General features: G+C 71.8%; 23 protein-coding genes. 10 read left to right on the top strand and 13 right to left on the bottom strand.

The annotated features are described in order from the left end of the window. Nucleotides 1-101: 101 nt before the first annotated feature. Complete coding sequence (locus ACZ45T_RS02765; protein ID WP_468436720.1) at nucleotides 102-860, bottom strand: ferritin-like fold-containing protein; 759 nt, start codon at nucleotides 858-860, stop codon at nucleotides 102-104. A gap of 460 nt (nucleotides 861-1,320) precedes the next feature. Here ACZ45T_RS02765 and ACZ45T_RS02760 point away from each other — a divergent pair, with 460 nt between their 5' ends. From ACZ45T_RS02760 to ACZ45T_RS02750, 3 genes are all read left to right on the top strand, one after another. After that, nucleotides 1,321-3,273, top strand: a complete 1,953-nt coding sequence (locus ACZ45T_RS02760) for a DEAD/DEAH box helicase (protein WP_468436718.1) — start codon at nucleotides 1,321-1,323, stop codon at nucleotides 3,271-3,273. A gap of 102 nt (nucleotides 3,274-3,375) precedes the next feature. After that, nucleotides 3,376-4,230, top strand: a complete 855-nt coding sequence (locus ACZ45T_RS02755; protein WP_468436716.1) for an alpha/beta fold hydrolase — start codon at nucleotides 3,376-3,378, stop codon at nucleotides 4,228-4,230. Nucleotides 4,231-4,339: 109 nt separating this feature from the next. Then, complete coding sequence (locus ACZ45T_RS02750; protein ID WP_099889616.1) at nucleotides 4,340-4,492, top strand: hypothetical protein; 153 nt, start codon at nucleotides 4,340-4,342, stop codon at nucleotides 4,490-4,492. Nucleotides 4,493-4,567: 75 nt separating this feature from the next. Here the strand turns inward: ACZ45T_RS02750 and ACZ45T_RS02745 are convergent, their stop codons facing one another. From ACZ45T_RS02745 to ACZ45T_RS02730, 4 genes are all read right to left on the bottom strand, one after another. Continuing rightward, nucleotides 4,568-5,173, bottom strand: a complete 606-nt coding sequence (locus tag ACZ45T_RS02745; protein WP_468436714.1) for a MarC family protein — start codon at nucleotides 5,171-5,173, stop codon at nucleotides 4,568-4,570. A gap of 73 nt (nucleotides 5,174-5,246) precedes the next feature. Continuing rightward, a complete protein-coding gene (locus ACZ45T_RS02740; protein WP_468436712.1) occupies nucleotides 5,247-6,110 on the bottom strand; it encodes a PHP domain-containing protein in 864 nt (287 codons plus the stop codon). 81 nt (nucleotides 6,111-6,191) lie between these two features. Continuing rightward, nucleotides 6,192-6,836 carry a DUF6758 family protein gene (locus tag ACZ45T_RS02735; RefSeq protein ID WP_468436710.1) on the bottom strand — a complete coding sequence of 215 codons (645 nt, stop codon included), beginning with the start codon at nucleotides 6,834-6,836 and terminating at the stop codon, nucleotides 6,192-6,194. A gap of 69 nt (nucleotides 6,837-6,905) precedes the next feature. Continuing rightward, a complete protein-coding gene (locus ACZ45T_RS02730) occupies nucleotides 6,906-7,490 on the bottom strand; it encodes a suppressor of fused domain protein (RefSeq protein WP_468436708.1) in 585 nt (194 codons plus the stop codon). A 378-nt stretch (nucleotides 7,491-7,868) separates the two neighbouring features. Between ACZ45T_RS02730 and ACZ45T_RS02725 the strand changes: the two genes are divergently transcribed. Next, nucleotides 7,869-8,984: a magnesium and cobalt transport protein CorA gene (locus tag ACZ45T_RS02725; protein WP_468436706.1), complete on the top strand. Its 1,116-nt coding sequence runs from the start codon at nucleotides 7,869-7,871 to the stop codon at nucleotides 8,982-8,984. 22 nt (nucleotides 8,985-9,006) lie between these two features. Next, nucleotides 9,007-9,519, top strand: a complete 513-nt coding sequence (locus ACZ45T_RS02720) for a hypothetical protein (protein ID WP_468436704.1) — start codon at nucleotides 9,007-9,009, stop codon at nucleotides 9,517-9,519. A gap of 485 nt (nucleotides 9,520-10,004) precedes the next feature. On the opposite strand, the gene ACZ45T_RS02715 is transcribed toward ACZ45T_RS02720, so the two are convergent. Further along, the gene (locus ACZ45T_RS02715; RefSeq protein ID WP_468436702.1) at nucleotides 10,005-10,796 is read right to left on the bottom strand and encodes a hypothetical protein; all 792 of its coding nucleotides are present in this window, start codon (nucleotides 10,794-10,796) and stop codon (nucleotides 10,005-10,007) included. Between the two features lie 196 nt (nucleotides 10,797-10,992). On the opposite strand from ACZ45T_RS02715, the gene ACZ45T_RS02710 reads away from it, so the two are divergent. The 3 genes from ACZ45T_RS02710 to ACZ45T_RS02700 all read left to right on the top strand — a co-directional run bounded on the left by ACZ45T_RS02710 (nucleotide 10,993) and on the right by ACZ45T_RS02700 (nucleotide 14,152). Then, nucleotides 10,993-12,264 (top strand): magnesium transporter MgtE N-terminal domain-containing protein, encoded by a 1,272-nt coding sequence (locus tag ACZ45T_RS02710; RefSeq protein WP_468436700.1) that lies wholly within the window; start codon nucleotides 10,993-10,995, stop codon nucleotides 12,262-12,264. An 85-nt stretch (nucleotides 12,265-12,349) separates the two neighbouring features. Next, nucleotides 12,350-12,949: a DUF1003 domain-containing protein gene (locus ACZ45T_RS02705; protein WP_468437012.1), complete on the top strand. Its 600-nt coding sequence runs from the start codon at nucleotides 12,350-12,352 to the stop codon at nucleotides 12,947-12,949. A 42-nt stretch (nucleotides 12,950-12,991) separates the two neighbouring features. Next, nucleotides 12,992-14,152, top strand: a complete 1,161-nt coding sequence (locus ACZ45T_RS02700) for an Mrp/NBP35 family ATP-binding protein (RefSeq protein WP_468436698.1) — start codon at nucleotides 12,992-12,994, stop codon at nucleotides 14,150-14,152. A 63-nt stretch (nucleotides 14,153-14,215) separates the two neighbouring features. On the opposite strand, the gene ACZ45T_RS02695 is transcribed toward ACZ45T_RS02700, so the two are convergent. The 5 genes from ACZ45T_RS02695 to sigE all read right to left on the bottom strand — a co-directional run bounded on the left by ACZ45T_RS02695 (nucleotide 14,216) and on the right by sigE (nucleotide 18,525). After that, the gene (locus tag ACZ45T_RS02695) at nucleotides 14,216-14,944 is read right to left on the bottom strand and encodes a hypothetical protein (RefSeq protein ID WP_468436696.1); all 729 of its coding nucleotides are present in this window, start codon (nucleotides 14,942-14,944) and stop codon (nucleotides 14,216-14,218) included. A 180-nt stretch (nucleotides 14,945-15,124) separates the two neighbouring features. Next, nucleotides 15,125-15,571, bottom strand: a complete 447-nt coding sequence (locus ACZ45T_RS02690) for a sec-independent translocase (protein ID WP_468436694.1) — start codon at nucleotides 15,569-15,571, stop codon at nucleotides 15,125-15,127. Nucleotides 15,572-15,689: 118 nt separating this feature from the next. Further along, on the bottom strand, nucleotides 15,690-16,994 hold the full coding sequence (locus ACZ45T_RS02685) for a S1C family serine protease (protein WP_468436692.1): 1,305 nt from the start codon (nucleotides 16,992-16,994) through the stop codon (nucleotides 15,690-15,692). Nucleotides 16,995-17,092: 98 nt separating this feature from the next. Then, entirely contained in the window at nucleotides 17,093-17,749 is a 657-nt protein-coding gene (locus tag ACZ45T_RS02680; RefSeq protein WP_468436690.1) for a zf-HC2 domain-containing protein, read from the bottom strand. Next, nucleotides 17,746-18,525, bottom strand: a complete 780-nt coding sequence (gene sigE, locus ACZ45T_RS02675; RefSeq protein ID WP_468436688.1) for an RNA polymerase sigma factor SigE — start codon at nucleotides 18,523-18,525, stop codon at nucleotides 17,746-17,748. Before sigE ends, ACZ45T_RS02680 begins: the two co-directional genes overlap by 4 nt. A 178-nt stretch (nucleotides 18,526-18,703) precedes the next feature. On the opposite strand from sigE, the gene ACZ45T_RS02670 reads away from it, so the two are divergent. Further along, entirely contained in the window at nucleotides 18,704-19,366 is a 663-nt protein-coding gene (locus ACZ45T_RS02670; protein ID WP_030385883.1) for an O-methyltransferase, read from the top strand. Nucleotides 19,367-19,449: 83 nt separating this feature from the next. Here the strand turns inward: ACZ45T_RS02670 and ACZ45T_RS02665 are convergent, their stop codons facing one another. Both ACZ45T_RS02665 and ACZ45T_RS02660 read right to left on the bottom strand, forming a co-directional pair. Beyond that, a complete protein-coding gene (locus ACZ45T_RS02665; RefSeq protein ID WP_468436686.1) occupies nucleotides 19,450-20,067 on the bottom strand; it encodes a hypothetical protein in 618 nt (205 codons plus the stop codon). Between the two features lie 111 nt (nucleotides 20,068-20,178). After that, nucleotides 20,179-20,346 (bottom strand): DUF3117 domain-containing protein, encoded by a 168-nt coding sequence (locus tag ACZ45T_RS02660; RefSeq protein WP_003966491.1) that lies wholly within the window; start codon nucleotides 20,344-20,346, stop codon nucleotides 20,179-20,181. Between the two features lie 333 nt (nucleotides 20,347-20,679). Between ACZ45T_RS02660 and chcB the strand changes: the two genes are divergently transcribed. Then, on the top strand, nucleotides 20,680-21,483 hold the full coding sequence (gene chcB, locus ACZ45T_RS02655) for a 2-cyclohexenylcarbonyl CoA isomerase (RefSeq protein WP_468436684.1): 804 nt from the start codon (nucleotides 20,680-20,682) through the stop codon (nucleotides 21,481-21,483). Nucleotides 21,484-21,659 lie beyond the last annotated feature (176 nt).

Genomic DNA, 21,659 nt, shown 5'->3' with positions numbered 1-21,659 from the left:
CGTTCCCTGAGCACGCACGTCGGCCACACACGTCGACCACACACGTCGGCCCCGGCACGCATGAGCGCGTGCCGGGGCCGAGGTACGTGAAGGGCGTCCGGTCAGGCCGCGAGGCCGAGGGCCGCCATCCGCTTGGTGTGCGCCTTGGTGATCCGGGTGAACATCTCGCCGACGGCCGCCAGGTCGAAGCCGGCCGCCATCCCGTCGACGCCGCCGACCAGCATGGTCGAGAGCGCGTCGCGCTCGGCGACCACGCGCTGGGCCTGCGAAAGGGCCTCGCCCATCAGCCGGCGGGCCCACAGTGCGAGCCGGCCGCCGCAGCGCGGGTCCGCCTCGATCGCGGCGCGCACCTTCTCGACGGCGAAGTTGCCGTGGCCGGTGTCGTCGAGCACGCCGAGCACGAGCCCGCGGGTGTCGGTGTCCAGGTGGGAGGCGACCTCGCGGTAGAAGTCGCTGGCGATGGAGTCGCCGACGTAGGCCTTGACCAGGCCCTCCAGCCAGTCGGACGGCGCGGTCTGGCGGTGGAAGTCGTCGACGCCCTTCGCAAAGGGCTGCATCGCGGCGGTGGGCTCGACCTCGATCGCCGCGAGCCGGTCGCGCAGCCGCTCGAAGTGGTGGAATTCGGCGGAGGCCATGGCGGCGAGCTCGGCCTTGTCGTCCAGGGTGGGCGCGAGCTTCGCGTCCTCCGCGAGGCGCTCGAAGGCCGCGAGCTCTCCGTACGCGAGCGCGCCGAGCAGGTCCACGACGGCTGCGCGGTACTGCGGCGAGGCAGAGGCGGCCGCCCAGTCCTGGGAGGCGATACCCACGGCTTCGGCAGGTGCGCTGTCGTCGGCGGGCGAGGCGTTTTCTACGGTCGACATGCTCCGCACAATAGCCCGCCGAATAGCCCCGCGAACCACCTGCCCTGTCCAGCTAAACGCGCCTACCCGGTGAATTCACCCGACACACCTGCGCGATTCCGGGGTACAGTGGTAATGCGCCTGCCGAGCACTCGGCGGGCCATCCGAATGAGGATGCCCGGTCGGTGGCCCGATCGGCTCCAACCGACCGCCCTCAGTGTGGTGCGTACGTTCATGCGTACCGCCTCTTACGAGGGGCCCCCTCAGCGGCAGATGCGCCTGAGCGAAGGCTAGTGGTCCCGCGCAGCTTCGTACGTAGCAGTACTGCAAGCAGAGCACGGTACGACCCCCCTCGCCGCCTCGCGCCGCGTCTCACAGAAGAGGCAGCACCCTGACTACGTTCCGAGACCTCGGGATCCTTCCCGAGACGGCCGAAGCCCTTGAGGCCGTCGGCATTGTGTCCCCCTTCCCGATCCAGGAGATGACCCTCCCCGTCGCCCTTTCCGGCACGGACGTCATCGGCCAGGCCAAGACCGGAACCGGCAAGACGCTCGGTTTCGGCCTTCCCCTGCTGGAGCGGGTCGTCGTCCCCGCGGACGTCGAGGCCGGCCGGGCCAAGCCCGAGCAGCTGACCAACGCTCCGCAGGCCCTCGTGGTGGTTCCGACCCGCGAGCTGTGCACCCAGGTCACCAACGACCTCCTGACCGCGGGCAAGGTCCGCAACGTCCGCGTCCTCGCCATATACGGCGGCCGCGCGTACGAGCCCCAGGTCGAGGCGCTCAACAAGGGCGTCGACGTGATCGTCGGCACCCCGGGCCGTCTGCTCGACCTGGCCGGGCAGAAGAAGCTCGACCTGTCGCACGTCAAGGCGCTCGTCCTGGACGAGGCCGACGAGATGCTCGACCTGGGCTTCCTGCCCGACGTCGAGAAGATCATGGGCTACCTGCCCGCGAAGCGTCAGACCATGCTGTTCTCGGCGACCATGCCGGGCGCGGTCATCGGCCTGGCCCGCCGGTACATGACGCAGCCCACGCACATCCGCGCCGTCTCCGAGGACGGCGAGGGCGCGACCGTCGCCAACATCGCGCAGCACGTCTTCCGTGCGCACAACATGGACAAGCCGGAGCTCGTCTCCCGCATCCTGCAGGCCGAGGGCCGCGGCCTGGCCATGATCTTCTGCCGTACCAAGCGCACGGCGGCCGACATCGCCGAGCAGCTCGAGAAGCGCGGCTTCGCGTCCGGCGCCGTCCACGGCGACCTGGGCCAGGGCGCGCGCGAGCAGGCGCTGCGCGCGTTCCGCAACGGCAAGGTCGACGTGCTGGTGTGCACCGACGTCGCCGCGCGCGGTATCGATGTCGAGGGTGTGACCCACGTCATCAACTACCAGACGCCGGAGGACGAGAAGACCTTCCTGCACCGCGTGGGCCGTACCGGCCGCGCGGGCAACAAGGGCATCGCCGTCACCCTGGTCGACTGGGACGACATCCCGCGCTGGCAGCTGATCAACAAGGCGCTGGAGCTGGACTTCCACGACCCGGTCGAGACGTACTCCACGTCGCCGCACCTGTTCGAGGAGATGAACATCCCGGCCGGCACCAAGGGCATCCTGCCGCGCGCCGAGCGCACGCGGGCCGGCCTGAAGGCCGAGAACCTGGAAGACCTGGGCGAGACCGGCGGCCGTGGTGGCCGTGGCGGTCGCGGTCCGGCCGCCGCCGCCGTGGTGACCGAGGAGCGCCCGGAGCGCACCCGTACGCCGCGTCAGCGCCGCCGTACCCGTGGTGGTTCGGATCTGGGCGACGAGGCTGCCGCGACCACCCCCGTGGTGGACGCGCCCGCGTCGGAGGCTCCGGCCGCCGACGAGCCGCGCAGGCCGCGCCGCCGCCGTACCCGTGTCGCCGCCGTGCCGGCTCAGGCCGTGCAGGCCGTGCAGGTCGTCGAGGCCGCCCCGGTGGCCCCGGCAGCTCCGGTCGCCGTGGTCGCTCCGGTCGTCGAGGCCGCTCCGGTCGCCGTGGCCGAGGAGGCTCCGGCCAAGCCGAAGCGCACCCGCACCCGCAAGGCCGTCGCCCCGGTCGCCGAGGCCGCCGTGGCCCCGGCCCCGGTCGCCGACGAGGCGCCCGTGAAGCCGAAGCGCACCCGCGCCCCCCGCAAGGTGGCCGAGGTCGCCCCGGAGCCGGACTTCCAGATGGCCCCGCCCATGGAGCCCGTGAAGCCGAAGCGTGCCCGCGCGCCCCGCAAGGTGGTCGCGGCCGCTCCGGAGCCGGACTTCCAGATGGCCCCGCCCGTGGAGCCGGTCAAGCCGAAGCGTGCCCGCGCGCCCCGCAAGGTGGCCGAGGCCGCCCCGGCTGTCGCCAAGGCCGCCCCGGTGGCCGAGGAGGCCCCCGCCAAGCCGAAGCGCACCCGCACCCGCAAGGTCGCGGCCGCCCCGGAGGCGTAGCACTCCCGTACCGCGCCGATGGCCCCGATCCCCTTCCGAGGGGGCCGGGGCCATCGGCGTATCCGGGCTGTGCGGGGGCGTACGGGCCGGTAACCTCGGGCCATGAGCAAGCCTCCGCGCCTCACCCTGCCGTCCGTCGCCCGTGCGTACGACCTCCCCACCGACCGTGGCACCTTCGCGGTGCACGAGGCCGGTGAGCCGGTCCGCGGCACCGCCTTGCTGGTCCCCGGGTTCACGGGCAGCAAGGAGGACTTCATAGGCCTCCTGGAACCGCTGGCCGCCGCCGGGTACCGGGTGGTCACCGTCGACGGGCGCGGCCAGCACGAGAGCCCCGGCCCGCGCGAGGAGGCCCCGTACGCCCTGGAGGAGCTGGCGCTGGACGTCCTCGCGCAGGCCCGCGCGCTCGGAGCGGACCGCGTGCACCTGGTCGGCCATTCGCTCGGCGGTCTGATCTCGCGCGCCGCCGTGCTCCGCGACGCCGCCCCCTTCGCCTCGCTGACCTTGATGAGCAGCGGGCCCGCCGCGATCTCCGAGGAGCAGCAGGCCCGTACGAAGCTGCTGGTGGCCGCGCTGGAGGCGATGGGCGACGACATGCCGCGCATCTGGGCGGCGATGCGCGCCCATGACCCGCAGGACGAGGCCCCGGACTCCCCCGAGCTGGCGCGGTTCCTGCGCGAGCGGTGGGTGGGGACCGTCCCCGAGCAGTTGATCGTCACGGGCCGGGTGCTGATCTCGGAGCCCGACCGGGTGGACGAGCTGGCCCGTGTCGAGCTGCCGAAGCTGGTCCTGTCGGGGGCGATCGACTACGCGTGGCCGGTCCCGCTGCTGGACGAGATGGCCCTGCGGCTGGGCGCGGAGCGGGTGGTCGTCCCGGGGACGGAGCACTCCCCGAACGCCGAGGCGCCGCAGGTCACGGCCACCGAGCTGGCCGCGTTCTGGGACGCCTGCGCCCGCTAGGAACCGCCCGATCCTTAGCCAGTGAAAAAATTTCCTTAGCGTAGGGAATGATTGCGGCTTACGCTTCGTTAACCCTGTGCAAGGAGAACACTGACGAAGGGAGAAGCCCATGCGCTTCGAAATTCTGCGCCTGGACGACGTCGACGGATCCGCCGTGGACAGCACCGTCGTGGACGCGGCCTCCGTCAACAGGATCGTGCAGCAGGCCGCATCCGTCGGCCAGCGCATTCTGATCCGACCGGCCGAGAGTGCGTCCTCCTGACGCTTCGCGCGATACGTTCACGCCCCCGCACCGATCCCGGTGCGGGGGCGTTCGCGTGTGCGGGGCGGGTGGCCGTCAGGCGCCGTGTACGACCTGGAGCACACCGTTGATGATCTGCTGGACGGCGATGGCCGAGAGCATCATGCCTGCGAGCCGCGTCACGAGGACGACGCCGCCGTCCTTGATGACCCGGATGATCACCAGGGAGTAGCGCATGGTGATCCACAGCACGATGTGCATGGCGAGGATCGCGGCCCAGACGGAGACCTGCCCGCTGACCCCGTCCGCCTTCTGCACGGCCAGGATGACGGACACGATCGCACCGGGCCCGGCAAGCAGCGGCATGCCCAGCGGGACCAGGGCGACGTTCACGTCCTTGGTCTGCTTCGGCTCGTCGGTCTTGCCGGTGAGCAGGTCCAGCGCGATGAGCAGGAGCAGCAGACCACCGGCGATCATCAGCGCCGGAACGGAGACGTGCAGGTAGTCCAGGATCTGCTGACCGCAGATGCCGAAGACGGCGATGACGCCGAAGGCCACGCAGACGGCCTGCCAGGCCATGCGGCGCTGCACCTTGGCGGGACGTCCGGAGGTCAGGGCGAGGAAGATCGGCGTGATCCCGGGCGGGTCCATAATCACAAAAAGCGTGAGAAAAAGGGATCCGAAGACGGCGAAGTCAAACACAGTGATGCCTTGCAGGAGAGAGGGGTGTCGCGAAGAGGGGTGCGGAGACGGGTGGAGCGGGCCTCGGGGCCGGTCAGCTCTCGCGTCCGCCGGCGCCGGGCACCGGGAAGGCCCCGGTCGCGCGGCGCGTGATCTCGCCGTAGATCTCGGGGTCGGTCGTGTACTCCCCGAGGCGGCAGGTCTTGCGGCTGCCGTGGTAGTCGCTGGACCCGGTGGTCAGCAGTCCGAGGTCCGCCGCCAGGGCGCGCAGCCGCGCCCGGGTGTCGGTGTCGTGGTCCATGTGGTCCACCTCGATGCCGTCCAGACCCGCGGCCGCCAGCTCGGCTATCGCGGCCTCGGGCACGCACTGGCCGCGCTTGACGGCGGCGGGGTGCGCGAAGACGGTGACGCCGCCGGCCGCCTTGACCAGGCGGATGGCGTCGAAGGGGTCGAGCTCGTGCTTCTCGGCGTACGCACGGCCGCCGTCGGCGAGCCATTCGGGCGTGAAGGCGTCCGAGACGGTGCGTACGACGCCCAGCTCGACGAGGGCGGTGGCGATGTGCGGCCGCCCGACCGAGCCTTCACCGGCGATCTTGGCCACCTGCTCCCAGGTGACGTCCACGCCGAGGGCCCGGAGCTTGCCGACCATGGTCTGCGCGCGGGGGATCCGGTCGTCCCTGACGAGCTCCCGCTCGGCGGCGAGCTCGGGCTCCTCGGGGTCGAAGAGGTACGCCAGCATGTGCATCCCGACGCCGTCGAGGCGGCAGGACAGTTCGGCCCCGGTCACCAGGGTCAGCCCGGCCGGCACCGCGGCGATGGCCTCGGCGTACCCGCCCACGGTGTCGTGGTCGGTCAGCGCGACCACGTCCAGCCCGGCGCCGGCGGCATTGCGCATCAGCTCGGCGGGGGTGTCCGTACCGTCCGAGGCGGTGGAGTGGGCGTGCAGATCGATGCGCACAGCCGAGCTCCATGGGTCGTACGGGCGGGGGGGGACGCTCCAGGATAACCGGGTCGAAGGGCCCCAGTTGTCCAGACCACGCTAGGCCGGCCCCAGGATCCTCGGGCTCAGGGCCCCACACGGAAGGAGCTCGACCTCCGCTCCCGCGTCGCGGAGGTCGGTGAGGACGAGCTCGTCGTACATCAGCAGGCCGGATTGCTCCGGCCAGACGATCGCCCAGAGCCACAGACCCCGGGCCTCGCCGGCGAAGACGGCCCGGTCGTCGGGGCCGCCGTTGACGTGCCAGAGCGGGGTCGGGCGGCCCGCCGCGACCACCTTGGCGTGGGGCGGTGAGGACACGTTGATGTGCGAGCCGGGGTCGGGGCCGTCGATCCCCGCGTACCGCGCGCCCAGGCCGACGCCCAGTTCCTCCGCGATCAGCAGCAGCTCGCCGATGCCGCCCAGCGGCCCGGGACCCGAGCAGGCCACCGCCGTCGCCCGGCCCCCGCTGCGGTCGTCACCGGCGGACGCGACCCCCGTGAACAGCCATCCCACCGGCAGCGGCCACGGCATCCATACCGGCACGTGCGCCCGGTGGACCACCACGCCCAGGCCTTCGACACTGGGCGGGATGACGGGTTGCAGGGGGTGGACAGTGCCGTGCACGGCGCACTGCCAGGAGTCGGAGAAAAGTCCGGGCGCCCTGACCCGGCCACCGCACTTCGGGCAACTTGGTTCACCCCTCATAAGAAACCACGCTCCTCCCCGCCCGGCCCCCCGTCAAGGCACGCTCGCCCATCCGGGCTGCGGGTCCCGTCAGTCGAGCGCGACGGCGCTGCGCAGGGGGTCCCGCAGGTCCGTCCCGCGCGCGAGCCAGCGCTCCTGGAGGGCGGCCGCGCCGTGCACGCGCTTCCACGCGGCCTCGTTCGCCGTCATCGGCAGGAGCGGCAGGAACCGCACCGGGTCCATGGGCTCGTCCAGCTCCAAGTCCTCTACCAGCCCGCCCGGTTCCGCCACCAGGACGGAGCTGAAGGGCGCCCCGTCCCAGAGCGGCCCGCCCACGTCCAGCGAGGCTCCGGGCGCCACGATCAGCCCCTCGACCTGAGGGGACGCGGCCAGCACCGCGAGCGGCCTGAGCAGCTTGTCGGTGGCCGCCAGCCCGGCCCGTACGGTCAGGACCAGCTCGGCGCGCGGTCCCCGTACGGGGTCGGCGACCACGGCGGTCGGATCGGTCATCGGGTGCGCGGACATCCCGAGGGTCGCGTACCGCACGAGGTCGCCCTCGGCGAAGCGGAGTACCTCGATGCGGTCGGTGCCCAGGAAGGTGACGGCGGCGCGGGCGTCGGGGTCACCGAACGCGGTGCGCAGCCGGGACTCGACGAGGGCCAGAATTTCTGCCATGGATGGAGCATAGAACTCGTATCAGCCGGGTAAAGGGCGGGTCTTGACCATCCGTCGGCTGATAGTGTTGACAGCTGGTTCGGGCCGCACGCAGAAGCGTTGTTTCAAGGCTCCGGACGACAGGACGTCCCCTACGGGGGACCGGCCGGAGGAGGTGGGGCTGCGATGGATCGAAGTCGATCGTGCAGTACCAATCGCTCTTCCGCTTCCATGCCGGGCGACTCCCGCCCCCTGTGATCTTCTGATCAGTAGAAGAGCGACGGCAGAACGTTTTGTCCTCCCGTCCTGTTCCTTCCGGCTGTCCGGGCCTGCCTGCCCACAGCACCGGAAGGTCTCCCACCCGTACGGTCCGCAGCCGTGCGCGCGAAGGAGCCTGCCATGTCGATGCTGCCCTACCTGCGTGCGGCCGTCCGTCCGTCCCTGCGCAAGTCCTCCCCGGCACAGCCCGGCTACGACACCACCCGCGACCCCTCGGCGAGCAGCGCGGTGGTCGACTGCGCCGTGTACCGCGACGGCCGGCGGGCGCTCGGACCCGCCTGTCTGACGCCGCGTGAGGCGATGCGCAGGGTCCGCGAGGACGGCGGTTTCGCCTGGATCGGCCTGCACGAGCCGACCGAGGCCGAGTTCGCGGGGATCGCCGCCACCTTCGGTCTGCACCCGCTGGCCGTGGAGGACGCGGTGCACGCGCACCAGCGGCCGAAGCTGGAGCGCTACGACGACACCCTCTTCACCGTCTTCAAGACGATCCACTACGTGGAGCACGCGGAACTGACCGCCACCAGCGAGGTGGTGGAGACCGGCGAGGTGATGTGCTTCACCGGCCCCGACTTCGTCATCACCGTGCGGCACGGCGGCCAGGGCTCCCTCAAGGGGCTGCGGCACCGCCTCCAGGACGACCCCGACCTGCTCTCCAGGGGCCCCTCGGCGGTCCTGCACTCCATCGCCGACCACGTCGTCGACGGGTACATCGCGGTCGCGGCGGCGGTACAGGACGACATCGACGAGGTGGAGAGCGAGGTCTTCGCCGCCCCGGCCAAGGGCAGTGCGCGCGGCGGCGACGCGGGCCGCATCTACCAGCTCAAGCGCGAGGTACTGGAGTTCAAGCGGGCGGTCGCGCCGCTGCTGCGTCCGATGGAGCTGCTGAGCGAACGGCCGATGCGGCTGGTGGACCCGGCCATCCAGAAGTACTTCCGGGACGTCGCCGACCACCTGGCGCGGGTGCACGAGCAGGTGGTGGGCTTCGACGAGCTGCTGAACTCGATCCTCCAGGCCAACCTCGCGCAGGCGACGGTCGCCCAGAACGAGGACATGCGCAAGATCACCTCCTGGGCGGCGATCATCGCCGTGCCGACGATGATCTGCGGGGTGTACGGGATGAACTTCGAGCACATGCCCGAGCTCCAGTGGAAGTACGGCTATCCGATGGTGATGGCCTCGATCGTCGGCATCTGCTTCACCATCCACCGCGCCCTGCGCCGCCACGGCTGGCTCTAGAGGGGTGTCTTACGCTGTCCGCATGACTCTCAGCACGCTCGACCTGGCCCTCGTCGAGGAGGCCACCAAGAAGTCCGGCCTGATCTGGGTCCAAGGCTCCGAGGCCGACCGCGCCCTGTGGCACGCCTGGGTGGACGGCGCGGCCCACGTGCTGGGCGACGGGCCCGGCGAGCAGCCGTTCCCGGGGCTGGCGGACGGCGCGGCCTGCGAGGTGACCGTGCGGAGCAAGGACAAGGGCGGCCGGCTGGTGGCCTGGACGGCGACGGTACGGGAGCTCCCGCCCCGCGGCGAGGAGTGGGCGGCGGCGGTCGCCGAGCTCAAGGGCAAGCGGCTGAACGCGCCCGACTCGGAGGACATGACCGAACGCTGGGCCCGCGAGTGCCGACTGCTGCGCTTGGAGCCGCAGTCGGTCGCCGCCCTGCCCGGCGGCTCGCTGGCGGCCGCCCCCCTCCCCTCCCCGGCGATCACCCGCCGCCCGATCCCGGCGCACCTGCCGAAGCTGCTCCTGAAGCGCAAGAAGCGCGCCGGAAGCTAGGGCCCGCCGGGTGTGTGCCGGGGCGCCGACCGCAACGCCGCACGGGCACCCGCGTCTCCATCGCCGGCGGGGCTCACACACCTGGGGCTCCGCCCCAGACCCCGCGCCTCAAACGCCGGCGAGGCTGGATTTGGCCGAGCGGAGCCGGATTTGCCCCCGCGGAGCTGGATTTGCCCCGTGAGGCTGGATTTACCCGGCAGGCTGGATTTACCCGGCAGGGCTGGATTTGTCCCGCGGGGCTGAGACAGCCGCCGGTTGTGGCGGGGTCGGTGTGTGCCGGGGCGTCCCCGCAGGGCGCCGAACACAACACCGCCGCACCCCCCGACCCCTCGCCACGTTCGGCGCCCGAGGAGACGCCCCGGCGCGCGCCCGGCCCCGTCGCAACCGGCCCCGCCCCGACCCGGCCCGGGAGGGCAACGGCCCCATTCACCGCGGGCGGCCCGCCGCGACCGGCCGTGCTCCCCGCCCCGCCCCGCCCCGCAGGGCTACGGCTTAGTCGGGTTGGCTCCCTGGCCGGAGCCCTTGGAGGGGGCCGGGGCGGAGCCGCCGCCCTGATCCTTGGTCGTCGGCAGCTGCGACCCGTAGTCGACCGTCTGGTCCTGCGCCGGCGGGTCCAGCGGGAACGCCTTGCCCCACTCCGCGAGTTCCACCCGGCCCGCGCCGCCCGCGCGCTCCATGACCAGCGGGTACGGGGTCCCCTCCAGGGACACCGAGAGCTTGCCGCCCTTGCCCTCGTCCGCCGTGACCTGGACCGCGCGGGTGTGCCCGACCTTGGTGTAGGAGCCCTTGGCGAGCTTGCCCTCCAGGCCGAGCAGCCCGTCCAGCAGCACGTCCATGTCGGTGAAGCCGCGGAACTGCTTGTACGAGGGGTCGGCCTCGGGCACCTTCACGTACTTGTCGCCGAGCTTGCCGGCCGAATCGGACTGGCCCCAGAACGCCGCGCTCGCCTTCAGGTAGAGCTGCTCCCCCACCCGCAGCAGCTGGAAGGTGTCGTCCTTCGACTTCACCTCACCGGAACCGCCGTCCGACTTCAGCCGCATGTCGACGGTGAAGGACTTGCCCCCGCTCACCAGCGTGCCGGACAGGTGCACCGACTCGGCCTCCGCTGCGGCCGCCTTCGCCTTCGCCTCGATCTTGTCGGCGGAGAGCTTGCCGACGCCGTTCGTGCCCTCGTCGGGGTCGTCCCCGCAGCCCGTACCGGTGACGGCGAGGCTCGCGCACAGCGCACCGATCAAGGCGGCCCGGCGCAGCCGCGCGGCAGGGAAGTAGGCGGTCACGGGCCGTGCCTCTCGTCGGTCGTCTGCAAGCAGCAGGCAGCGTACCCGGCCGTCCGCCGCCTCCCGCGACCGCGCCCCGGCTGACGCGGGGGGCTCCGCCGGGCCCCGGGCGGACCGCCCACCAGGACGCTTTCCGGCGGCACGGGCTAGATTGAGGTCGGCACGACTGTTGATCGACACTCAAGGAGGCGCTCGGATGGTTGCAGGCGCCCCGCGGATCTTCGTCTCGCATCTGTCGGGTGTCCCCGTCTTCGATCCCAACGGCGACCAGGTCGGCCGCGTCCGCGACCTCGTCGCGATGCTGCGCGTCGGCGGCCGGCCGCCGCGGTTGCTGGGCCTGGTCGTCGAGGTGGTCAGCCGTCGCCGGATCTTCCTGCCGATGACCCGGGTCACGGGCGTGGAGTCGGGGCAGGTCATCACCACCGGTGTCATCAACATGCGGCGCTTCGAGCAGCGCCCCACGGAACGCCTCGTCCTGGGCGAACTGCTGGACCGGCGCGTCACGCTGGTCGCCAGCGCCGAGGAAGTCACCGTCCTGGACGTCGCCATCCAGCAGCTGCCGGCCCGCCGGGACTGGGAGATCGACCGGATCTTCGTACGGAAGGGCAAGTCGGGTGCGCTGCGCCGACGCGGCGAGACCCTGACCGTGGAGTGGTCGGCGGTGACGGGGTTCTCGCTGGAGGAGCACGGGCAGGGCGCCGAGAACCTGGTCGCCACCTTCGAGCAGATGCGCCCGGCCGACGTGGCGAACGTCCTGCACCACCTGACGCCGAAGCGGCGCGCCGAGGTGGCCAACGCCCTCGACGACGACCGGCTCGCGGACGTGCTGGAGGAGCTGCCCGAGGACGAGCAGGTGGAGATCCTCGGGAAGCTGAAGGAGGAGCGCGCCGCGGACGTCCTGGAGGCGATGGACCCGGACGACGCTGCCGACCTGCTCTCCGAGCTGCCGGAGGACGACAAGGAGCGGCTGCTGACGCTGATGCAGCCGGACGACGCGGCCGACGTGCGCCGTCTGCTGTCCTACGAGGAGAACACCGCCGGCGGGCTGATGACCACCGAGCCGATCGTGCTGCGGCCGGACGCGACCGTCGCGGACGCGCTGGCCCGCGTACGGCAGGCGGACCTGTCGCCGGCGCTGGCGGCGCAGGTGTACGTGTGCCGGCCCCCGGACGAGACGCCGACGGGCAAGTACCTGGGCACCGTGCACTTCCAGCGGCTGCTGCGCGACCCGCCGTTCACGCTGGTCAGCTCGATCGTGGACACGGACCTCCCGCCGCTGCGGCCGGACGCCTCGCTGCCCGCGGTGACCACCCACCTCGCCGCCTACAACATGGTCGCGGTGCCGGTGGTCGACGAGAGCGGCTCGCTGCTCGGCGCGGTGACGGTGGACGACGTACTGGACCACCTGCTGCCGGACGACTGGCGCGAGACGGACTTCCATTCCGAGGAGGCCGTGCGTGGGCACTGAACGAGGGCGCTTCGAGCGGGGGCGCGGCGAGCAGGCGCGCGAGCGGCGCCGGGAGCAGATCCGGGAGCGGCGCGAGCAGGCGCGGATGCAAGCGCGCGAGCAGGGGCTGGCCGCGGAAGCGGCGGAGCGTTCCGCCGAGCGCGCCGGGAAGTCGGGGCCGAGCACCGGGGCGAGCGCGCTGACGCGGTCGAGGGTCCGGCTGGACCTGCCGCGGCCCGCGCGGCGCCGGCTGCTGCCCGAGTACGACCCGGAGGCCTTCGGGCGGCTCTCGGAGCGGGTGGCGCGGTTCCTCGGCACGGGCCGGTTCATCGTCTGGATGACGATCGTCATCATCGTCTGGGTGTTGTGGAACATCTTCGCCCCGGACGACCTGCGCTTCGACAAGTACCCGTTCATCTTCCTGACGCTGATGCTGTCGCTCCAGGCCTCCTACGCCGCTCCGCTGATCCTGCTCGCGCAGAACCGGCAGGACGACCGCGACCGGGTCAACCTGGAGCAGGACCGCAAGCAGAACGAGCGCTCCATCGCCGACACCGAGTACCTGACCCGGGAAATCGCCGCCCTGCGAATGGGTCTGGGCGAGGTCGCCACGCGCGACTGGATCAGGTCCGAGTTCCAGGACCTGATCAAGGAGATGGACGAGCGGCGGCTATTCCCCGCGGAACGTGACGAAGGCGACCGCTGACGGGCTTCCCCGAGCCCTGCTACCGAGCCGTACCATCGGGGCATGGCTACCGACACAAGCTCCGCCGCCGTGCCTGAGCAGGACGCGATCCTGGATGCGCTGGCGACGGTGAACGACCCCGAGATCCACCGGCCGATCACCGAGCTCGGCATGGTCAAATCGGTGGAGATCGGTGACGGCGGCGCGGTCGCCGTCACGGTCTACCTGACCGTGTCGGGCTGTCCCATGCGCGACACCATCACCCAGCTCGTCACCCAGGCCGTCGAGAAGGTCGCGGGCGTCACCTCGGTCGCCGTCACGCTGGACGTGATGAGCGACGAGCAGCGCAAGGAGCTGGCGGCCTCGCTGCGCGGCGGCACCGCCGAGCGCGAGGTGCCCTTCGCCAAGCCGGGCTCGCTGACCCGTGTGTACGCGGTCGCGTCGGGCAAGGGCGGCGTCGGCAAGTCCTCGGTCACGGTCAACCTGGCCGCGGCGATGGCGGCGGACGGCCTGAAGGTCGGCGTGGTCGACGCGGACATCTACGGCCACAGCGTGCCGCGCATGCTGGGTGTGGACGGCCGTCCGACCCAGGTCGAGAACATGATCATGCCGCCCTCCGCGCACGGCGTGAAGGTCATCTCCATCGGCATGTTCACCCCGGGCAACGCCCCGGTGGTGTGGCGCGGTCCGATGCTGCACCGGGCCCTCCAGCAGTTCCTGGCGGACGTGTACTGGGGCGACCTGGACGTGCTGCTGCTGGACCTGCCGCCGGGTACGGGTGACATCGCGATCTCGGTGGCCCAGCTGGTGCCGAACGCCGAGATCCTGGTCGTCACCACCCCGCAGCAGGCCGCGGCCGAGGTCGCGGAGCGGGCCGGCTCGATCGCCGTGCAGACCCACCAGAAGATCGTCGGCGTCGTCGAGAACATGTCGGGCCTGCCGTGCCCGCACTGCGACGAGATGGTGGACGTCTTCGGCTCGGGCGGTGGCCAGAAGGTCGCCGACGGCCTCACCAAGACGGTCGGCGCGACGGTCCCGGTGCTGGGCTCGATCCCGATCGACGTACGGCTGCGCGAGGGCGGCGACGAGGGCAAGCCGGTCGTCCTGTCCGACCCGGACTCCCCGGCCGGTGCGGCCCTGCGCTCGATCGCGGGCAAGCTGGGCGGCCGCGCCCGCGGCCTCTCGGGCATGTCCCTGGGCATCACGCCCCGGAACAAGTTCTGAGCAACCGGAACCAGTTCTGAGCGAAGGGCACCGCCGGTCGGCGGTGCCCTTTCCCGTGCCCGGTTACTCGTACGTCGCCAGGTCGGCGATCGCCGAGAACCCGAGGCCGTACGCGCTCATCCCGCGCCCGTAGGCACCCAGGTGAACCCCGCTCCCGGTGGAGCCGGCGAGCACCCACCCGAACTCCGACTCGCGGTAGTGGAAGGGCGTCGGTTCCCCGTCCACCGGCAGCGACAGCGTCGACCAGTCCTCCCCGCCCAGATCGTCGGCGAGTTCCCACGCGGCCTCGGTCTGCTGGTCCAGCCAGTCGTCGCGCAGGGAGTGGTCCATCTGCCCGGGCCAGCTGTAGGCCAGCAGCCCGGAGCCGGCGAGCCAGGCCGCCGAGGAGACCGAGGTGGCCTCCAGGACGCCGGTGCCGTCGCCGCTGCGGCGCAGCGGGTTGCTCGCCACGGTGATGACCACCGCGAAGCGCTCCTTCTCGCCGGTGGCGATCTCGCCCCGGGCGGAGGGCTCGTCGCCGTGGCCGGTGGAGCCGTGCTCCACCGTGCCGTCCGCGGCGGTGCCGACCTGCATGAGCCAGCGGGGGCCGGTGAAGGCCCCGTCCAGCCCGTACCAGGGGAAGTCGGCCGCCAGGAACCCCTCGGCGGTCCGGCGGGCAGCCGGCACGGGAGCGGTGCCCTCCTGCGGCTGCTGCGTCGGGGTCTGCGGGCTGGTCTGCGGGTCTTGCGCGGGCGCGTCGGCGGGTGCTTCGGCGGTCTGCGCCCCTACCCGGCTACTGCTCGTCGTCTCCATCTGGGCGGCCTCTCGTTCCGTGGGGTCCGGAACGGCCCTCCCCCTCGCTTCGCTGGGGGGACCCCCACCCTCGGGCGTCGTCGGTCCGGACAGATGGAGGATAGCCATCCGACCCCGGATCGCCGGGCAGGCTGAGCGTAGGGGGTGTCTTCCGGGTCCGGCCTGATCGGAAAGTCGCCCCTAGGTGGCGTCGGCGTCGAAGCGTGCGCGCTGGTCCTGGGCCGGGGCGGCGGGCTTCTTCACCAGGTCGGGCCCGCTGCCGGCCGGCGTGGCGGCCGCTGACGGGGAGGCCGGGGCGGGGGCGGTCTCGGTGCCGTTGACGGCGTCGCTGACCTCGTTCAGCTCCTTGCGGAGATCGAAGCTGCTGCGGAGCTCCTTGAGGTCCTCGTTCTCCGTGAGCTGCTTGCGGATGAAGGTCTTCGGATTCAGGTCCTCGAACTCGAAGTCCTTGAACTCGGGCCCGAGTTCGGAGCGGATGTCTTGCTTCGCACTGTCGGAGAACGCGCGGATCTTCCGGATGACACCGGTGATGTCCTGAATGACCTTGGGCAGCTTGTCCGGGCCGAAGATGAGAATGCCGAGAACCACGATCGTGACAAGTTCGAGTGCGCCTATGTCGTTGAACACCTTGCCGCTCCTCGGCTCTCTATCACTTCGGGCCCCGACACACGGTACCCGGCGTTGTCCGCGCGCCCATACCTGCGTACCGCCTCCGTGGTGGTTTCACCCGCCTGTCATCCGGTGCTCATGAGCCGTTCGCCGATCCGAGGACGACTTCCAGCGTGCGTTCCCGGCCCTCGCGGAGCACCGTGAGGGTCAGCGGATCACCCGGGCGGTGGGCACGGATCTTGATGATCAGCTCGTCGCCGCCGCGTACGCGCTGGCCGTCCACCTTGGTGATCACGTCGCCCGCCTTGATCCCGGCGCGCGCGCCGGGCCCGTCCGCGATCACGGACGGCTTGCCGTCCTCGCCCTTGTCCCCGACCCGGGCTCCGTCGCCCGTGTAGTCCATGTCGAGGGTGACCCCGATGACGGGGTGCGTGGCGCGGCCGGTGCGGATGAGCTCCTCGGCGACCCGCTTGCCCTGGTTGATGGGGATGGCGAAGCCGAGTCCGATGGAGCCGCCCTGCCGGGTGGGATCGTCCTTGTCGGCTCCGCGGATCGCGCTGTTGATGCCGACCACGTGGGCCTTGGCGTCGAGGAGGGGGCCGCCGGAGTTCCCGGGGTTGATGGGGGCGTCGGTCTGCAGGGCGTCGACGTAGCTGATGTCGCTGCCGTCGCCCTTGTCCCCGCCCGCGGTGACGGGCCGGCCGGTGGCGCTGATGATGCCCGCGGTGACGGTGTTCGACAGGTCGAAGGGCGCTCCGATGGCCACCACCGGGTCGCCGACCTTCACGTTCTCGGAGTTCCCCAGGCTCAGCGGCCGGAGCCCCCGCACCCCGCTGACCTTGACCACGGCCAGGTCGTACCCGGAATCGCGGCCCACCAGTTCGGCGGTGACGCTCTCGCCCGTACTGAAGGTGACCGCTATCTCCTTGGAGTCGGCGACCACGTGGTTGTTGGTCAGGATGTGCCCCTGCTGGTCGAGTACGAAGCCGGTACCCGTCCCGCCGCCCTTCTCGCCCCGCACGTGCAGGGTCACCACGCCCGGGAGCGCGGTGGCCGCGATGCCGGCCACGCTGTCGGGGGCCCGGCCCTTGTCGGCCACGGCGGCCTGGGGCAGTTCCAGCCGGGTGCTGCTCTGCCGCTCGGCGAGCACGCCGAGGTAGCCTCCGACGCCACCGGCGAGCAGGGCGGTTCCGGCGCTGAGGGCCGCCACCTGCCACAGCCGGAACCCGCGCCGCTCCCTGCCCCGGTCGACGACTTGGAGGGGCTGCTCGCCCCAGGGGTCGTACCGCACCGCGCGGGCGGGGGTCTCCTGGTCCGGCGCCGTGTCCTCGGGCCCGCCCTCGGGCCGGGGGGCCGGGACCCCTTCGCGGCGGCTGTCGGCCGTGCCCTCGGGCCGGCTCCACCACTGCGGAGCCGGATCGGTCTGCTGCCTGTCGGCCATGGGCGCTCCCCGCGTACCTATGCGCATGTGCCGCCGATTCAATCAGGTCTCAGGGGGTGTCTTCCCGGTCATGCCGGATCGGGAGGACACCCCCTTGCTCAGCGCAGCAGGGAGACCGGGCGGGCCGGGCTCGGCGGGGCGGGGTTCAGCGGCGGGAGGGTCGCCACGGTCGGCAGGAGGGTCGGGACGGCCGCCGGGGTGGGCAGGCCCTCACGGACCACCGCGTCGGCCATGGGCACGACGGGGCCGGGCCGGGACGCGGGGGCACCGCCCCCGGCGTTCGGTTCCACGCCCTCCAGCGGCATCGCGCCGCCCAGCGCGAGCGCGGCCAGCGAGACGGCTCCGGCGGCGACGAAGGCGAACCTGCGGCGCGGACGGCCCACTTCGTGGATGCGGAAACCCTGCTGCTGCGGCCGGGCGGGCACCGGCAGCCCGTACGCGAACGCCTCGAAGGGATCGGCGCCCTGCGGGCCGGCGGGACCCTGCGGACCCCCGGGCCCGGACGGACCGTCGGGGTCGCCTCCGGGCAGCCCCTGGAGCCGCGCCAGCAGCCCTGCGGACAGCGGCGGCGGTGCGCTCTCCACGAACATGGTCTTCAGGCGGCGCTGCGCGTCGGCCTCGGCCTTGCACTTGGCGCACGTCGCCAGGTGGGCCAGGACCCGCTCGCGCGCGTCGTGTTTCAGCTCCCCGTCCACCAGGGCGGCGAGTCGGTCGCCCAGGTGCTGTTCGGCAGGAGACGGACTGACTCCGCTCACTCGGCTCCGCCCTCTCCCCCGGCGCCGGGCGCACCCATCGCCACCCCCGCCAGCGCGCGCTGCTCGGCGCGGGCCTCGGGAGACCGGTGCTTGAGCGCCTTGCGCAGGTGCGAACGGCCCCGGTGGATACGGCTGCGCACGGTGCCGAGCTTCACGCCGAGCGTGGCGGCGATCTCCTCGTACGACAGGCCCTCGATGTCGCACAGCACCACGGCGGCGCGGAACTCGGGCGCGAGGGTGTCCAGCGCCTGCTGCACGTCCGCGTCGAAGTGGGTGTCGTGCAGCACCTGCTGCGGGGACGGCTCGCGGCTCGGCAGCCGCTCGGCGGCGTCGTCGGCGAGCGCGTCGAAGCGGATCCGCTGCTTGCGCCGGACCATGTCCAGGAACAGGTTCGTGGTGATGCGGTGCAGCCAGCCCTCGAAGGTGCCGGGCGTGTACGTGGACAGCGACCGGAAGACCCGGACGAAGACCTCTTGGGTCAGGTCCTCGGCATCGTGCTGGTTACCCGTCAGACGGTAGGCAAGGCGGTAGACCCGCGCGCTGTGCGTGCTGACGATCTCCTCCCATGAGGGAGGCGTCCACGCCTGGGAGCCCGCATCGGCGGCAAAGGTCGCGGTGGTTGCGGTGTCTGCGGTGTGGAAGCGGTCAGCAATGTAGGTCACGGATTTCGGCTCACCCGCCGACCAGAAGAGGCGTCTCAACACGCCCCCACGATCCACAGGCGCAGCCGCACCTCCCCTATCGGCTCTGGTGGTGTCCAGTGGAGTCCCTACCATAGCCACCCCCTCTGTCAGCTCCGGATAAGCATTTTTGCAGTATCTTTACGCGGGACTTAGGTCCCGGAGCGGTCCCGGCCGTCGATCTGCCCGGCACCGTCCCTTCTTATCCCGCCTCCACCCCTCACAACGCCCGGTCCCATCTGCGGGTTCCCGGCGTCAACGGATACAGTCACCGTTGCGCCAACTATGGGGACAGGAGAGGGTCATTACCGGCAACCGGCAGACGAGCTGGGCGTTCGCCGACGCGTTTGTCGCCGAGGACGACGCTCTGCGATGGGCCCGCGACCGGTCCAGGGAAGCGGGCCTGCGCTCGGTCTCCCCCGGTACCGGGGCCGCGCTGCGCCTGCTGGCCGCCACCGCGGACGCCAAGGCCGTCGCCGAGATCGGCACCGGAACGGGCGTCTCCGGCATCCACCTCCTGCACGGAATGCGCCCCGACGGGGTGCTGACCACGGTGGATCCCGAAGCGGACCGGCAGGCATTCGCCCGCCAGGCCTTCCGCGCCGCCGGCTTCGCGGGCAACCGCGCCCGCTTCATCCCCGGCCGCGCCCTCGACGTGCTGCCCCGCCTCGCCGACGGCGGATACGACCTCGTCTTCTGCGACGGGGACCCGTCCGAGTCCCTCGACTACCTCGCTGAATCGTTGCGGCTGCTGCGCCCCGGCGGACTCGTGTGCTTCGAGGGAGTCTTCTCCGACGGCCGTACGGTCGACTCCGCGGCCCAGCCGGTGGAGGTGCTCCGGGTCCGCGAGCTGCTGCGCAGCGTCCGGGAGAGCCCCGCCTTGGAGGCCGCGCTGCTCCCGGTGGGCGACGGGCTGCTCTGCGCCGTGCGCCGCTGAGCCCGCGCCGGCTCGCACGGAAGCCCGCGCGGAAGCCCGTACGGACGCCCGCGCGGGCGTCCTTGGACCCGTAGGCCCCCGCCTCAGCTCAGGAGCGCGTAGGTGAGCGCCGCGGTGCCGCCCAGCGCGGTGCCGGCCAGGAGCTGCGCGGGCGTGTGCGCCTTGAGGACCAGGCGGGACCAGCCGACGGCGGCGGCGATCAGGGCCGCGGGGAGGACCGGCGGGCCGAAGACGAGCAGCAGGATCATCACCGTGCCGCCGGCCACCGACATGTGGATCGATATCTGCCAGCCGACCGTCACCAGCAGGGACGAGACCAGCCCGACCAGCATGGCGACGACGAGCGCGAAGACGTTCCGGGGGGCGCCGAGTACGTACAGGAGGGTGATTCCGGCGGCGACCGAGACCAGGCTCAGCGCCATCGGCAGGACCCGCTGGCGCCGCACCCGGATGTGCTGGTCGGTCAGCGCTCCGCGCCGGACGCCGAACGCGATGATGCCGATCGGGACCACTCCGCAGAACAGGGCCGCGAGCAGGCCCCAGCCGAGGCCGGACCAGGAGGCGGTGCTGCGCCATCCGATGAGCAGGAGCAGGGCGACGACCAGGTTCGCCGGTGCCAGGGCGTCCGAGAGGACCCGGGCCGCCTTCTGGCGGGGGGTGCAGTCGGCGAAGGCGGGCGGCGCGGGCGGCGAGAAGGTCACGGCGTGGCTCCGGAGTGGCTCATGTCCTCGAACACGACACAACGCTGCCCCGGCCGCTGATCGCGGTCGGGGCAGCGCAGAGAATGCAGGTGGAGAAGTGCTGTCAGCGCCTTAGCCGACGACCTTCTTCAGGGCGTCACCCAGGGCGTCCGCCTCATCAGGGGTCAGTTCGACGACAAGCCGACCGCCGCCCTCGAGCGGTACGCGCATGACGATGCCCCGCCCCTCCTTGGTGACCTCGAGCGGGCCGTCGCCCGTCCGCGGCTTCATGGCCGCCATGCTCGTTCCCCTTCCTGAAACCAGCTCATCGTCAGCCGACGGCCCCATTCAGGCGCCTAATACCCGGCATCGAACACATTGCTTCCCAGCCATTATCCCGCATGTCAGGACCCGATGACCAACATCGCATGGGAACGCTTGGGCAACGCGCTCGGCCAAAACCACTCATTTCGGGGACCCGCCTGCGATACTTCGCCGCCGCACCACGCCACCGCCCTCGGCTTTCTTTGACACACATCACATGTGCGCGCCCCGTCCGGTCCGCCATGCTGGCCCTTGCACCGGCCGGTACCGGCCGGTAGCCAAGCCCGCGACGAAGGGGGACCCCCTGCCATGGCCGACAGCGTGCTCTACGAAGTGACCGACGGACTCGCGACCATCACGATCAACCGTCCGGACGCGATGAACGCGATGAACACCGAGGCCAAGGTCGCCCTGCGCGACGCGGTCCAGGCCGCGGCCGGGGACACCGCCGTACGGGCCGTGCTGCTGACCGCGGCCGGCAACCGGGCCTTCTGCGTGGGCCAGGACCTCAAGGAGCACATCGGGAACCTCGCGTCGGACCGCGAGACCGGCTCCTCGCTGACCATGACCACGGTCGCGGACCACTACAACCCGATCGTGCGGGCGCTCACCGAGATGCCGAAGCCGGTGGTGGCCGGGGTGAACGGCGTCGCGGCCGGAGCGGGCTTCGGCTTCGCGCTGGCGGCGGACTTCCGGGTCGTCGCCGACACCGCTTCCTTCAACACCTCGTTCGCCGGGGTGGCGCTGACCGCCGACTCCGGCGTCTCGTGGACCCTGCCCCGCCTGATCGGCGCCTCCCGCGCCTCGGACCTGCTGCTCTTCCCGCGCTCGGTCAAGGCCCAGGAGGCGTACGAGCTCGGCATCGTCAACCGCCTGGTGCCCTCGGACTCGCTGCACGCCGAGGCCGAGGCCGTGGCCCGCGCGCTGGCCTCCGGCCCCACGGTCGCGTACGCCGCGCTGAAGGAGTCCCTGGCGTACGGGGCCTCCCACTCCCTCGCGGACTCCCTGGCCCACGAGGACACCCTCCAGACCCGTGCGGGGGCCTCCGAGGACCACGGCATCGCCGTCCAGGCCTTCCTCGCGAAGCAGCCGCCGAAGTACCTGGGCCGCTGACCCTTCGGATCCCGCGGCCCGGACGTCCAGGGGCAAGGCAGCCCCTAGGGGGTGTCTTGCCGATCAGGCCGAGCCCGGCCCGATCGAAAAAAAAACCCCCAAAAAGGGTGCTGGGAGAACCAAGGAGAAAGGGGGGTTTTGCCGAACCCCCAAAACCCACACAAGGATAAGACCCC

This window comes from Streptomyces sp. NPDC030995, from assembly GCF_055571215.1.
The sequence above is the reverse complement of the archived record's forward strand: the minus strand, read 5'-3'. Positions and strand labels throughout refer to the sequence as shown.